At 68.5% G+C, this 12,757-nt stretch carries 13 protein-coding genes; 5 read left to right on the top strand and 8 right to left on the bottom strand.

What is annotated here, in order from left to right; translation table 11 throughout:
- Positions 1-57 precede the first annotated feature (57 nt).
- Entirely contained in the window at positions 58-795 is a 738-nt protein-coding gene (locus AB0876_RS17130) for an SDR family NAD(P)-dependent oxidoreductase (protein WP_491838112.1), read from the bottom strand.
- 19 nt (positions 796-814) lie between these two features.
- Positions 815-1,453 carry a sigma-70 family RNA polymerase sigma factor gene (locus AB0876_RS17125; protein WP_491838113.1) on the bottom strand — a complete coding sequence of 213 codons (639 nt, stop codon included), beginning with the start codon at positions 1,451-1,453 and terminating at the stop codon, positions 815-817.
- A gap of 158 nt (positions 1,454-1,611) precedes the next feature.
- On the opposite strand from AB0876_RS17125, the gene upp reads away from it, so the two are divergent.
- On the top strand, positions 1,612-2,235 hold the full coding sequence (upp, locus tag AB0876_RS17120) for a uracil phosphoribosyltransferase (RefSeq protein ID WP_064879401.1): 624 nt from the start codon (positions 1,612-1,614) through the stop codon (positions 2,233-2,235).
- Here the strand turns inward: upp and AB0876_RS17115 are convergent.
- The 3 genes from AB0876_RS17115 to AB0876_RS17105 are packed head-to-tail and all read right to left on the bottom strand — an operon-like array spanning position 2,232 to position 5,808.
- On the bottom strand, positions 2,232-3,737 hold the full coding sequence (locus tag AB0876_RS17115; protein WP_491838114.1) for a hypothetical protein: 1,506 nt from the start codon (positions 3,735-3,737) through the stop codon (positions 2,232-2,234). The genes upp and AB0876_RS17115 overlap by 4 nt on opposite strands.
- 11 nt (positions 3,738-3,748) lie before the next feature.
- The gene (locus AB0876_RS17110) at positions 3,749-5,365 is read right to left on the bottom strand and encodes a phospho-sugar mutase (protein WP_491838115.1); all 1,617 of its coding nucleotides are present in this window, start codon (positions 5,363-5,365) and stop codon (positions 3,749-3,751) included.
- A complete protein-coding gene (locus AB0876_RS17105) occupies positions 5,362-5,808 on the bottom strand; it encodes a MarR family winged helix-turn-helix transcriptional regulator (RefSeq protein ID WP_491838116.1) in 447 nt (148 codons plus the stop codon). Before AB0876_RS17105 ends, AB0876_RS17110 begins: the two co-directional genes overlap by 4 nt.
- A gap of 109 nt (positions 5,809-5,917) precedes the next feature.
- On the opposite strand from AB0876_RS17105, the gene AB0876_RS17100 reads away from it, so the two are divergent.
- Positions 5,918-7,024 carry an AbrB family protein gene (locus AB0876_RS17100; protein WP_491839291.1) on the top strand — a complete coding sequence of 369 codons (1,107 nt, stop codon included), beginning with the start codon at positions 5,918-5,920 and terminating at the stop codon, positions 7,022-7,024.
- Here AB0876_RS17100 and AB0876_RS17095 read toward each other — a convergent pair.
- Both AB0876_RS17095 and AB0876_RS17090 read right to left on the bottom strand, forming a co-directional pair.
- Complete coding sequence (locus AB0876_RS17095) at positions 6,979-7,746, bottom strand: hypothetical protein (RefSeq protein ID WP_491838117.1); 768 nt, start codon at positions 7,744-7,746, stop codon at positions 6,979-6,981. The genes AB0876_RS17100 and AB0876_RS17095 overlap by 46 nt on opposite strands.
- A 14-nt stretch (positions 7,747-7,760) precedes the next feature.
- Positions 7,761-8,921 (bottom strand): FAD-dependent oxidoreductase, encoded by a 1,161-nt coding sequence (locus AB0876_RS17090; protein WP_526042450.1) that lies wholly within the window; start codon positions 8,919-8,921, stop codon positions 7,761-7,763.
- A 100-nt stretch (positions 8,922-9,021) separates the two neighbouring features.
- On the opposite strand from AB0876_RS17090, the gene AB0876_RS17085 reads away from it, so the two are divergent.
- A complete protein-coding gene (locus tag AB0876_RS17085; RefSeq protein WP_526042449.1) occupies positions 9,022-9,567 on the top strand; it encodes a TetR/AcrR family transcriptional regulator in 546 nt (181 codons plus the stop codon).
- Here the strand turns inward: AB0876_RS17085 and AB0876_RS17080 are convergent.
- Positions 9,564-10,355, bottom strand: a complete 792-nt coding sequence (locus AB0876_RS17080; RefSeq protein ID WP_526042448.1) for a purine-nucleoside phosphorylase — start codon at positions 10,353-10,355, stop codon at positions 9,564-9,566. The genes AB0876_RS17085 and AB0876_RS17080 overlap by 4 nt on opposite strands.
- Before the next feature lie 47 nt (positions 10,356-10,402).
- Here AB0876_RS17080 and AB0876_RS17075 point away from each other — a divergent pair, with 47 nt between their 5' ends.
- Positions 10,403-11,587 carry a M20 family metallopeptidase gene (locus AB0876_RS17075; protein WP_526042447.1) on the top strand — a complete coding sequence of 395 codons (1,185 nt, stop codon included), beginning with the start codon at positions 10,403-10,405 and terminating at the stop codon, positions 11,585-11,587.
- On the top strand, positions 11,584-12,750 hold the full coding sequence (locus tag AB0876_RS17070) for a M20 family metallopeptidase (RefSeq protein ID WP_055109563.1): 1,167 nt from the start codon (positions 11,584-11,586) through the stop codon (positions 12,748-12,750). Before AB0876_RS17075 ends, AB0876_RS17070 begins: the two co-directional genes overlap by 4 nt.
- Positions 12,751-12,757: the final 7 nt, after the last annotated feature.

The following is a 12,757-nucleotide window of genomic DNA, read 5'->3' as shown; positions in this document are numbered from 1 at the left end:
GGTGTGGAAATCGGCGTACGCCTGGCTGCCCGGCCCGCCGTTCCGGTGCTTGCCCGCTCAGATGGCGGTACCACCGCCGTCGGCATGCAACACCGAGCCGGTGATGAATGCCGCCCGCGGCGAGCTCAGGAACAGCACCGCGTGGGCGATCTCCTCCGGGGTGGCCGTGCGGCCCAGGGGCAGGGCGCGGCCGAGTTCCTCGTTGGTGTCGCCCCATTGGGCCGCGACGCCTTCGGTGCGGGTGGGCCCTGGCGCGACACTGTTGACTCGCACTCCGCCGGAACCGAATTCCGCGGCCCAGGTGCGGGTCAGAGATTCGACGGCCGCCTTGGAAGCACTGTAGGTCGACGCACCGGGCACCCCCTTGGACGCGACCATCGAGGTGACGTTGACGATGCTGCCGCGGCCGCGTTCGAGCATTCCGCCCACCAGCTGCGCGACGAGGAAATAGGTGCCCCGCACATTGGTGTCGAAAGTCCGCTCGAAGGAGGCGACATCCTGTTCGACGGTGAGAGCTCCGGGAAACGCCGCGGCGTTGTTGACCAAGATGTCGAGCTCGCCGCATCGTTGCGCCAGCGATCGCACCGAGTCCAGGTCGGCGAGGTCGGCGCTCACGAACTGGACGTCCCCACCGAGCGCGGCCGCGGCGTCGCGTCCCCGTTGTTCATCTCGCCCGGTGATGGTCACGTCCGCGCCGGCCCGGCCCAGCAGGTCGGCACAGGCCAAGCCGATGCCCGCGGTGCCGCCGGTGACCAGTGCGCGATAGCCGTTGAGTTCTGTCGATCCCGATTCCATGGTGTCCTCTCGTTGTTCGTCATGCGACATTGCGGGTGCCGTCGTCTTCGTGGGGGATCCAGCGGTCGTCGGCGACATCGGCGAGCGCGGCCCGCAGGCGTTCGCGGCTGCGCGCTATGCGTGACATGACGGTTCCCAGGGGGATTCCCATGCGTGCGGCGACCTCGGCATATGTGCAGCCCTCGATGTCGGCGTAGTACAACACTGTTCGGAAACCCTCGGGCAGCGTCTGCAACGCATCACGGATCCGGTCGTCGCAGAACAGATCGAGGGCGAGGTCCTCGGCGGAGCGCTGGAGGGTCGTGGAATGGGTTGCGCTGCCGAACATGTCGCTGTCGGTGAACTCCGGGACGGCGAACGTGTCGGGACGCCGCTGCTTCATGCGGTGCGTGCTGATCCACCGGTTGTGCAGGATGCGGAACAGCCAGGCACGCAGATTGGTGCCCGGTTCGAACCGGTGGAAACCGGTGTAGGCATTCATCAATGTGTCCTGAACCAGGTCCTCGGCGTCGGCCTGGCTGTGCGTCAGCCGCCGCGCGGTGCGCAGCAGGATGGAGTGAAATGGCATGGCGTCGCGGACGAACCGGGCCGCCAGTTGCGCGTCGGAGACGGCCGCTGACGTGATATCGGCTGACGGGGCGGTTACGACTCTCGTCATGATCAGAACTCCAGCGTTTGAGGACAAGAACGAGCGTGTCCTCAGCTTGATTCGCGAAAGCTCGTAGCGGACCCTTGAGAATCCGTGGTCCTCGTAGTCCGTGGGGTGGACACCGGATAGACATGCACGCCGACGGCGCTGACCGTTAAGGTCAGCGCATGGATGTGCGCGTCGTCGACCACCCCCTGGCCGCCGCGCGGCTGACCACCCTGCGGGACGAGCGGACCGACAACGCCGGGTTCCGTGCGGCGCTGCGCGATCTGACGATGATGCTGGTGTACGAGGCGACCCGGGACGCGCCCTGCGAGCAGATCGCGGTGCGCACCCCGGTGACCGATACCACCGGTTCGCGGTTGGCCAATCCGCCGCTGTTGGTGCCGGTGCTGCGGGCCGGGCTCGGGATGGTCGACCAGGCGCACGCCCTGATCCCGGAGGCGCAGGTCGGGTTCGTCGGGATGGCGCGCGACGAGTCGACGCACCAGCCGACGCCCTACCTGGCGTCGTTGCCCGACGACCTGAGCACGCGGTCGGTGTTCGTGCTCGACCCGATGCTGGCGACGGGCGGCTCGATGGCCTACACCCTCAACCTGCTGAAAGAGCGCAACGCCGACGACATCACCGCGGTGTGTGTGGTGTGTGCTCCGCAGGGGATCGCCGCGCTGGAGAAGGTCGCCCCCGAGATCCGGTTGATCACTGCAACCATCGATGAGGGCCTCAACGAGATCGCCTACATCGTCCCGGGGCTCGGCGATGCCGGGGACCGTCAGTTCGGCCCGCGCTAAGGCCGCTGAGGCTCGGTCGCCGTCAGGTACGGCCGGGACAACACCAGTGCCGCCGCGGTGGCCAGCATGAGCACATACACCGGCAGCAGATGGATGAAGGTCGTGTACCCGATCGCATAGTGCACGGCCAGCGCCGGCAACGTGCCCGTCACGAACCCGATCAACAACGACCACCACACCCAGCGCTCGCCGCGGCGGAATCCCCACAGCGCGATCAGTGCGATCGCCAGCCCGGAACCGATCAGAGCCCCACCGAATCCGGCCCGGTCGTGGGCGATGAAGCCGAGCAGTTGCGGGTCGGCGGCCCGCAGCGTCGCGCCATGGGTGTGCAGGTAGCCCAGGTCGGTGCTGACGAACACGTCGGTCAGTCCGACGAACGAGATGGTCGCGCCGGCGACGGCGAGCCCGGCGCCGAGGCCGATGAACAGCAACTGTCCCCACAATGCGCGACGGCGCTGCGGCTCCGGACCGTCCGGCAGTGACCGCCATCGGGGCGGGTCGGGCTTGTTCCAGACCGCGGCCAGCAGCATCGGGAACAGCGTCACCACCACCAGCGTGTGCAGGGGATCGACGAAGCCTGTCCCGACGAAGTAGAACAGCGTGAGGAACGCGACGAGTCCTGAGATGAGCAGGGCCGTGCGCGCCCATGCCAAGCCGCGCCTGATGCCGCCCCAGGACAGGCCGGTGTACAGCGCGCCGAGGCCGATCATGTTGCCCGCCATGCTGATCCGGTCATGTTGGATGAAATGCACAAGGTTGTCGTTGATCTGCCGCAGGCCATCCAGCCCGAGGCCGAGATAGGAACGGTCATAACTCAGCAACACGGGACCGAGCGTGATGGCGCCGGCACCGACACCCGCCACCATCAAGCCGAGTCCGGCCAGCACACCCCACAGCCAGCCCGGCCAGCGAAACGGGTTGAGCCCGGCGTCGGCCAGGCTCGGCGGCGGCGTCGATGTCTGCGAGGCTGCCTCGATCACGCGGTTGAACCAGCCCGGACCGGTCGCGAGCAGCACGCTCGGCCGGGCCAGCACGATGACGTCCGGATCTTGGAGCGCCACAACGGCGGCGGCGACATCCGGATCGTTCAGGTAGCGGTGCCCACGGGCTGCGCCGACGGCCACCTCGTCGACGTCAGCGGCGATCAGTTCGGCTACCTCGGCAGAATCCACCCGCGCGACGACACGGCAGCGCCGACCCGTGGCGGCCCGACGTACGGCTTCGACGTCGGCGGCGGTCACCGGCGCGATCTCGATGATGCTGGCACTCTGGACCGGCAACACCAGCACGGCGTCGCGCGCCACCGACGGCGGGACCACCGCCCCGAAGCGGCCTGTCCACTCGGGCGGGACCGGCGGGTGATCGAAAACCCTGGGGATCCAGCGGTACCCGCCCGCCTCGACCAGCGTGGCCAGAAACCGCAGCGCCCAGCGTTGGGTGCGATGTTCACCGATGACGGCGGACGCGATGGGGCGAAGCGGTTGATAAGTCCAGTCCGGCATTACGTTTCCGGCTACCAGCGCGCAGCCGCGTCGGCGAGGTCCTGGCTCAGCTTCTGGGCGTGGGCCCGCGCGGTATCCAGATCATCGGTCGGTGTACACCGGACTTCGGTGTAGGACTTGAGTTTCGGCTCCGTCCCCGATGGGCGTACCACCACGCGGACCGAGGTACCGGCGTCATCACCGGTGAAGATCAGCGCATCGGTGCGTTGTTGTCCACGCCGCTCCAGCAGATCGTCGACGGTGACGCCGATGCCGGCCAGTTCGGTCGGCGGGGCCTCGCGCAATCGGGTCATGGCCGTTTCGGCGTCGTCGACGTGGCGGCTGACCGCGCCCGTCACATGCACGCCGTGTGCCTTGGCCAGTGCATCGAGGGCGTCGAGCATGGTGCGGCCCTGAGCGCGCAGTGCGGAGGTCAGATCAGCGGCCAGGATCGCCGCGCTGATCCCGTCCTTGTCGCGCACCGAGGCCGGGTCGACACAATGACCGATCGCCTCCTCGTAGGCGTAGACCAGGGTGTTGCCGGGCGATTGGGCGCGGGCCAGCCACTTGAATCCGGTGAGGGTTTCGGCGTGCTGGGCACCGTGCGCCGCTGCGATGGCGGCCAGCATCCGGGAGGACACCACGGTGCTGGCCACCAGGGCGGCTTCGCTGACCGGGCCGGGCTCGAGTTGAGACAGGATGTAATCGCCGAGCAGCCAGCCGGTTTCGTCGCCGGTGAGCATGCGCCATCCGTCCGGGCCGGGTACACCGACGGCGCATCGGTCGGCGTCGGGGTCAAGGGCGATGGCGATCTCGGCGTCGATGTCGTCGGCCAGGGCCAGCAGCGCGTCGACCGCACCCGGCTCCTCGGGATTGGGGAAGCTGACCGAGGGGAAGTCCGGGTCGGGGGTGAACTGTTCCTCGACCACGTGCACGTCGTCGAACCCGGCCAGGGCCAGGGCATCAAGCGCGTACTCGCCGCCGACTCCGTGCAGCGGCGTCAGCGCCACCCGCACCGAACCGGTGCTGCGGCGGACCCGGGCGGCCCGCTCCAGATAGCCGTAGACCTGGTGGCGCCCACCGGTTTCCACTGGGGATCGGCGGATTTCGTCTGCATACGGCGCTCGGGCCACCGCGGCTTCGATATCCCGGTCGGCGGGCGAGATGATCTGCATGCCACCGTCGAGGAACACCTTGTAGCCGTTGTCCGTCGGCGGATTGTGCGATGCAGTGATCTGGATGCCGGCGACGGCAGGCAGGTGCCGAACGGTGTAGGCGACGACCGGTGTGGGGACCGCGGCCATCATCAGGACAACCTGGAAGCCCTCGGCGGCAAGGACTTCGGCGGCTGCCAGGGCGAACTCGTCGGACCGGTGCCGGGCATCGCGGCCCACCACCACGTGCGACCCGCCCAGGCATCTGTCCTTGAGGACCTGGGCCAGTGCCCAGGTGGTGCGGATGACGACGGCCAGGTTCATGGCATCGGGCCCGCCCCGCAACGGTCCGCGCAGCCCGGCGGTGCCGAAGGTCAGCGGATTGCCGAACCGGCGGTCGAGTTCTTCGGGAGTGCAGGAGGACAGTTCGGCCGCGGTTTGAGGGTCGGGGTCATGCGCGATCCATTCGGCGGCAGCGGTCGCGATGGTGGTCATGACCCAAGTGTGCCCGCAGCGGCGTCGGAGTACGCCAGCTTGCGCAGGACCGGTGCCACCAGCATCAGCAGATCGAATTCCAGATCGGTGAGGTTCTCCCGCATCGTGGCGTGCAGCCAGGCGTCGCGTTCGTCGCGGTCGGCCTGCAGCAACGCCGTTCCTGCTGCGGTGATCTCGATGAGCTGGCGGCGGCGGTCGTTGTCGTCGGGACGTCGCGCGATCAGGCCGCGGCGCACCAGTTCGTTGATGCTGTCGGTCAGCGACTGGGCCCGCACATGCAGCCGCGTACCCATCTCGGCCGGGGTGGTGGTTCCGCTGCGACTGGCCTCGCCCAGCAGTTCCAGCTGGCTCAACGTCAGGCCGTGATCTGGACGGTGCCGCCGCATCTGCCGCGCCACCGCCATCATCGACTCGCGCAGTTCAGTCGCCGATGTCGCCGCCATAGGAAAGTTATACCTTGGTATTCGACGCGATTGAAGCATTTGAATGCCATTGGACCGTGAATATTACAAAGGTATCCCTTATTATCTCGGGTGGAGGTGCATGACGGGGATGACACGGATGCTGCGGTGGGTGTTGCTTCTCGTCGCGACCGTCGCCGTCACCGTCCCGCTCACCCTCGTCGACGTACCCTCGGCCGCGCTGTTCGCCGGACTCGCGGTGGGCATCGTGTTGGCGCTGGTCTCGCTCGCCCCGGAACAGATGCCGCGCCCGGCGGGGGTGGCCGCCCAGGGCGTGCTGGGCGTCTACATCGGCACGATGGTCCATCGGGACGCCGTCAGTGCGCTCGGATCGGACTGGCTGATCGTGCTGGTGATCACCGTGGCCACGCTGCTGCTCAGCATTCTCGCCGGCGGATTGCTCGGTCTGCACCGCGACGTCAGTCCGCTGACCGGCTCCCTCGCGCTCGTGGCCGGGGGCGCGTCGGGCCTGGTGGCCATCGCCCGCGAACTCGGCGGCGACGATCGCGTCGTTTCCGTCGTCCAATATCTTCGGGTGGCACTGGTCACCGGGACCATTCCGCTCGTGGTGACCCTGGTCTTCCACGCCGACCGGTCGCACCCGCCGTCAGATCCGGGTGAATCCGCCTCAGCGCCTTGGTATTTCAGCCTGGGCATGCTTGCCGTGATCGTTGCGGTCGGGGTGGTCGGCGGGCGTTGGGCCAGGTTGCCGGGCGCCGGACTACTCGGCCCGCTGGCTCTGACGGTGGCACTGCAGCTCACGGGTCTGTCCTTCGGGCTGGCCGTTCCGGTGCTGCTGGTGCAGGCCGCCTACATGGTGATCGGCTGGCAGGCCGGCATTGCCTTCACCCGCGACTCGCTACGGGCGATCGGCCGGATACTTCCGCTGGCGCTGACGTTGATAGTCGTGCTCGGCGTGGCGACCGCCGGACTCGGGGTGTTGCTGGCCAACGTCACCGGGATGACGCAATTGGAGGGCTACCTGGCGACCAGCCCGGGTGGCGTCTACGCGGTTCTCGCCACCGCGGTGGAGACGGGGTCCAACGTCACCTTCATCATCGCTGCCCAGGTGCTCCGGGTGCTGCTGATGTTGTTCGCCGCCCCGCTCATGGCGCGGGTCATGGCCCGGCTGGTCCGGCGCCGCGACGAGCCTCACGACCGGGATGCCGACGAACCGATGGCCGCGGTCCGGCGATAGATGATCGGCTGGGCCGCCACGGTATTGGCCTTGAAGTTGGCCAGCACGAAGGTTCGGAACGTGCGACGGAGCAGCAGACTCGGTAGGAACGCCCGCAGCGTCGGCCAACTGGCGTGGTTGACCACGCGGTAGTCCGTCGGTTCACCTGGCCGTGGGGCGAGCAGCGTCGAGTCCGGCAGGCGGGTGTGGCGCTGAAACCAGCCGGCTGTGTATTCCCACGTGGCATAGACGGTTTCCGCTGAATCGCAGTGAAAGTAGTTGAACAGGAACCAGCGGTCGCCGGTGTGGTCGACGTCGGCGATCCGGGCGGCGTTGTCCGCTGCCAGCTGGTAGGAATGCCTTGCCCACCGGTGGATCTCGGAAACCATGGCGCGGTAGGCGTCGTCGGCTCGCACGTCGTCGATCGCGTCGACATCGGTGGTGCGAATCAGGACGACCAGGTCGTAGCGGGCGGGGCGGACCCCGGCGCGCGCCAGCAGCGCTGCGCCCTCGCCGGGCGGTCGCAGCGCTCCCCGGAACACCACGGCCTCGACGACGTAATCGCGCTCAGCCAGCTTCGCCGCGCACTGTTCGAGGTGGCCGGCCAGCCGGCGGCGGGTGCGCGACGGCAGGGGGAGCGGCCCGGCCCAGCGGCCGGCCTCGGCGGCCAGGATCAGAAATCCCTCGTCCGTCGGTCGGATGAGCCGGACCGGTACCGCGAGTTGGTCATTCACCAGTTTCATCAGCTTCTCCCTGTTCAACGCCGGTTCAGGCCGGACAACTGCCAGGCCAGCGCCCGGCGGACGACGGGCAGCTTGCCGGCCAGTCGCATGACGCGATTGCGGATCGGGCGGCGGCGGGCGGACGCGGTGGCGAGTTCGGTGAGCCGGCTGGTCATCGAGACGACACCGCGTGCGGTGTGACGGCGGGTGGCGGCGTATTCGTCGAGCACGGCGTCGCCGGCTCCGGCGTCCAGCACCTGCGCCAGGTGCTCACCGAGGACGACGGCATCCTCGATGCCGAGGTTCATGCCCTGCCCGCCGGCGGGGGAGTGCACGTGTGCGGCGTCGCCTGCCAGCAGGATGCGGCGGTTGCGGAACGCGTCGGCGATGCGGTGATGCACGCGGAACCGGGAACCCCACACCACCTCCTCGACCACCGCGGGTTCGGCCACCGGGCCGCGGTCGTCCAGAAGCGATTGCACAAAGGCGACGTCCGGCTGCTGCGGGGCTTCGTCCACCGTCGCGACGATGCGGTACATCCCGTCGGGCAGTGGCGCGACGACGACCAGCCCGGCCGGCGAGAAGTACAGGATCACCTGATCGTTGGGGATGCCGGCAGCTACACCACCGGACAGGCGGACATCGGCGAGCGCGAACGACTCGCCGTAGGTGCCGCCGCTGAACGCGATCCCGGCTTGGTCGCGGACCGTGCTGTGCATGCCGTCGGCTCCGATCAGGTACCGGGCCCGGATCTGCTGGCCATCGGCGAACGTGGCGATTGCCTGGTCGGCGGTCTGCTGGATCCTGATGACCGAAGCGGGGCGGACGACCTTGCCGCCCAGCTCTTCCAGCCGGTCGAGGAGGAACGCCTCGGTGTCGGCCTGCGAGATCATCAGCGTGTACGGGTAACGGGTCGGCAGGCCGCTGAACGGCACTGCGATCAGGAGATCGTCGCGGTCCCGGATGGCGAAGGTCGGGGTGTGCACGCCGCGAGCGACGAGGTCTGCGACCACGCCGTAGGGCTCCAGCAATTCCAGGGTGTGGGGGTGGACCACGGCCGCCCGCGAGGTGTTGGTGCCCTCGGCCTGCCGATCCACGATGGTCACCTCGTGGCCGTGCTGGATGAGCACGATGGCGGCGGTCAGGCCGACGGGTCCGGCTCCGACGATCAGGACGTCGGTGGTGAGCGCTTGCATCTTCGACTCCTTTGTCAACAACTGTTGGTCAACGCTTGTTGACTTCAAGGTAGGCCTGTCGGGAATGGTTGTCAACGGTTGTTGACCTACACTTGTTGACATGCGACGTCCGGCAGCCGAGACCAAGTCCGTGATCCTCGCCGCGGCTCGGGAGCGCTTCGCCGCCGACGGATACGAGCGCGCGACCATCCGGGCGATTGCGGCCGACGCGGGGATCGACCCGGCGATGGTGATGCGCTACTACGGCAACAAGGAGCGGCTGTTCGCCGCTGCCGCCGAATTCGATTTGGAACTACCGGATCTCACCCGGGTCGCACGCGAAGAGATCGGCGCCGCGCTGGCCGCGCATTTCCTCGAACGCTGGGAGCGCGACGAGGCGCTGCTGATCCTGTTGCGGGCCGGCGTTACCAACGAGGCCGTTGCCGAGCGGATGCGCACGATCTTCGCGGCGCAACTCGCCCCGGTGATAGCGCAGACCACCGGCGACGCTCCCGACACGCCGGTGCGGGCCAGCCTCGCCGCGTCCCAGGTCCTGGGTATGGCGTTGTGCCGTTACGTGCTGGAATTCCCGCCGCTGGTCACCATGTCCCGCCAGGAGGTCGTCGACTGGATCGGACCCACCCTGCAGCGGTATCTCGTCGGTTAGATCTGTCTGATCACCGAAGCCAACAGGGAACCCATCCGGGTTGCCGACTGACGCCCGGCCTCGAGGACCTCGGCGTGGCTGAGCGGTTCACCCGTCATCCCGGCAGCCAGGTTCGTCACCATCGAGATGCCCAGCACCTGCAGGCCGGCGGCGCGGGCAGCGATGGTCTCGTGCACCGTCGACATGCCGACCAGATCCGCCCCGAGGGTGCGCAGCATCCGGATCTCGGCCGGGGTCTCGTAATGCGGACCGGGCAGCCCGGCATAGACGCCCTCGGCCAGGGTCGGCTCGATCTCCCGGGCCAGGTCTCGAAGTTTGGGGGAGTAGGCGTCGACGAGGTCGACGAACTGGGCACCGACCAGCGGCGACCGCGCCGTGAGGTTGAGATGATCACTGATCAGTACCGGCTGGCCCACCTGATACTCGGCTCGCAGACCGCCGGCCGCGTTGGTCAGTACCACGGTGGATACGCCCGTTGCCGCGGCAGTCCGGACCGGATGCACGACATGCTGCAGGTCGTGGCCCTCATAGGCGTGGATGCGCCCGGCCAGCACCAGCACGCGGTGACTCCCGAGGCGAACCGAGTGCACCAGGCCGCCGTGGCCGGTCGCGGTCGGCGGGGTGAAGCCGGGGAGATCGGCCATCGGCACCGTGGCCACCGGCTCGCCCAGCTCGGCTACCGCGGGTGCCCAACCCGATCCGAGCACCACCGCGACATCGTGGCGTTCGACGCCGGTCCGTTCGGCGATGGCGGCGGCGGCCTGGCTGGATGCCTGGGGATCGGTCACGATAGGCGAGCTTAACCGCCGGAAACTGGCAGTGAGATACTGCGAGGATGCCCTCCGCCACCGCCTCGCTGAGCGTCGAAGACGCCATCAACCGGCGTCGTGGCGACCTCGTCGAACTTTCCCACTCGATACATGCCGAGCCGGAGTTGGCGTTCGCCGAGCACCGCAGCTGCGCCAAGACCCAGGCGCTGGTGGCCGAGTACGGCTTCGAGATCACCGCGGCGGCCGGAGGGCTGGACACCGCGTTCCGGGCCTCCTACGGCAGCGGCCCGCTGGTGGTCGGCGTCTGCGCGGAGTACGACGCCCTTCCCGAGATCGGGCATGCCTGCGGACACAACATCATCGCGGCCTCGGCGGTCGGCACCGCACTGGCTCTCGCCGATGTCGCCGACGAGCTCGGCCTGACCGTCGTGTTGATCGGCACCCCGGCCGAGGAACTCGGTGGCGGAAAAGTCTTGCTGCTCAATGCCGGTGTGTTCGACGACATCGCCGCGACGGTCATGCTGCATCCCGGGCCCGTGGACATCGCCGCGGCGCGCTCGCTGGCGCTCTCCGAGGTGACGGTGAACTACACCGGCCGGGAATCGCATGCCGCCGTGGCGCCTTATCTGGGTGTGAACGCCGGTGACGCGGTCACCGTCGCGCAGGTCGCGATCGGGCTGCTGCGCCAGCAGCTCATGCCGGGCCAGATGGTGCACGGGATCGTCACGCACGGCGGGCAGGCCACCAACGTCATTCCCGGTCGGGCCGAAATGCGATACACGATGCGGGCCACCGACATGGCGGCCCTGCGCGAGCTGGAAGACCGGATGGCCGGCTGTTTTTCGGCCGGGGCGCTGGCGACGGGCTGCGAGCATCTGGTCACCGAGATCGGCCCGGCCTACGCCGAACTGGTGCCCGATCCGTGGCTCTCGGAGACCATCCGCGCCGAAATGCTGCGTCTGGGCCGTAACCCGTTGCCGGAGAACGTGGAGGCGAGTGTGCCACTGGGCAGTACCGATATGGGCAACATCAGTCAGGTGATGCCCGGCATCCATCCGGTGATCGGTATCGACTCGGGCGGCGCCGCGATCCACCAACCGGCGTTCACCGCTGCCGCGGCAGGCCCGAGTGCGGACAAGGCTGTGCTGGAAGGGGCAATCATGTTGGCCCGCAGCGTCGTTCAGCTGGCCGAGACGCCTGCGCAGCGGGACCGGGTGCTGGAGGCGCTGTATAGGAGGCAGGCGTCATGAGTGTGCTGCAGCACGCGGCTGCCCGCTGGTTGTCGGCCAACTACGACGAGATGGTGTCGTGGCGGCGGCACCTGCACGCCCATCCGGAGTTGGGTCGCCAGGAGTTCGCGACCACCGAGTTCGTGGCCCACCACTTGGCCGAGGCCGGGCTCAACCCCAAGGTGCTGCCCGGCGGCACCGGACTGACGTGTGACTTCGGGCCGGAGGACCGCCCGCGGATCGCGCTGCGCGCTGACATGGACGCCCTGCCGATGGCCGACCGCACGGGCGCGTCCTACGCCTCCACGGTGCCCAACGTCGCGCACGCCTGCGGGCACGACGCACACACCGCGGTACTGCTCGGCGCCGCGATGGCGTTGGCGTCGGTGCCGGAGCTCCCGGTCGGGGTCCGGTTGCTCTTCCAGGCGGCCGAAGAGCTGATGCCCGGCGGCGCGATCGACGCGATCAACGCGGGTGTACTGACCGGGGTGAGCCGGATCTTCGCGCTGCACTGCGATCCTCGGCTGATGGTCGGCCAGGTCGCCACCAAGCCCGGACCGATCACATCGGCCGCCGATTCCATCGAGATCACCCTGCACTCGCCCGGCGGGCACACTTCCCGGCCGCACCTGACCGGTGACCTGGTCTACGGGCTGGGAACGTTGATCACCGGATTGCCCGGCGTGCTGTCCCGTCGCATCGACCCCCGCCATGACACCGTGATGGTGTGGGGCGCGGTCAACGCCGGTGTGGCCGCCAATGCCATCCCGCAGATCGGCACCTTGGCCGGGACCATCCGCACGGCAAGTCGCGATACCTGGCTGACGCTGGAATCGATTGTGGAAGAGACGGTTACGTCGCTGCTCGCGCCGCTGAACATCTCGCACAGCCTCAACTACCGGCGCGGCGTGCCCCCGGTGGTCAACGAAGAGGTGTCCACCCGCATCCTCACGCACGCCATCGAGGCCATCGGCCCCGACGTACTCGCCGACACTCATCAGTCCGGCGGCGGCGAGGATTTCTCCTGGTACCTCGAAGACGTGCCCGGTGCCATGGGGCGGCTCGGCGTCTGGAGCGGACAAGGGCCGCAACTCGATCTACATCAGCCGACGTTCGACATCGACGAACGTGCGTTGGGCGTCGGTGTCCGGACGATGGTCAACATCGTCGAGGCCTCTGCCTGAGCGGAAC

It is taken from the genome of Mycobacterium sp. NPDC049093 (genome assembly GCF_040704635.1).
Lineage (GTDB): Bacteria > Actinomycetota > Actinomycetes > Mycobacteriales > Mycobacteriaceae > Mycobacterium.
The sequence above is the reverse complement of the archived record's forward strand: the minus strand, read 5'-3'. Positions and strand labels throughout refer to the sequence as shown.

What these genes read in the sequence shown, in the direction of transcription:
- AB0876_RS17070 (WP_055109563.1), top strand. Translation starts at nt 11,584, where the DNA reads ATGAGTGTGCTGCAGCACGCGGCTGCCCGCTGGTTGTCGGCCAACTAC.
- AB0876_RS17095 (WP_491838117.1), bottom strand. Translation starts at nt 7,746, where the DNA reads ATGAAACTGGTGAATGACCAACTCGCGGTACCGGTCCGGCTCATCCGA.
- AB0876_RS17090 (WP_526042450.1), bottom strand. Translation starts at nt 8,921, where the DNA reads ATGCAAGCGCTCACCACCGACGTCCTGATCGTCGGAGCCGGACCCGTC.
- AB0876_RS17115 (WP_491838114.1), bottom strand. Translation starts at nt 3,737, where the DNA reads ATGCCGGACTGGACTTATCAACCGCTTCGCCCCATCGCGTCCGCCGTC.
- AB0876_RS17085 (WP_526042449.1), top strand. Translation starts at nt 9,022, where the DNA reads ATGCGACGTCCGGCAGCCGAGACCAAGTCCGTGATCCTCGCCGCGGCT.
- upp (WP_064879401.1), top strand. Translation starts at nt 1,612, where the DNA reads ATGGATGTGCGCGTCGTCGACCACCCCCTGGCCGCCGCGCGGCTGACC.
- AB0876_RS17105 (WP_491838116.1), bottom strand. Translation starts at nt 5,808, where the DNA reads ATGGCGGCGACATCGGCGACTGAACTGCGCGAGTCGATGATGGCGGTG.
- AB0876_RS17100 (WP_491839291.1), top strand. Translation starts at nt 5,918, where the DNA reads ATGACACGGATGCTGCGGTGGGTGTTGCTTCTCGTCGCGACCGTCGCC.
- AB0876_RS17075 (WP_526042447.1), top strand. Translation starts at nt 10,403, where the DNA reads ATGCCCTCCGCCACCGCCTCGCTGAGCGTCGAAGACGCCATCAACCGG.
- AB0876_RS17130 (WP_491838112.1), bottom strand. Translation starts at nt 795, where the DNA reads ATGGAATCGGGATCGACAGAACTCAACGGCTATCGCGCACTGGTCACC.
- AB0876_RS17110 (WP_491838115.1), bottom strand. Translation starts at nt 5,365, where the DNA reads ATGACCACCATCGCGACCGCTGCCGCCGAATGGATCGCGCATGACCCC.
- AB0876_RS17125 (WP_491838113.1), bottom strand. Translation starts at nt 1,453, where the DNA reads ATGACGAGAGTCGTAACCGCCCCGTCAGCCGATATCACGTCAGCGGCC.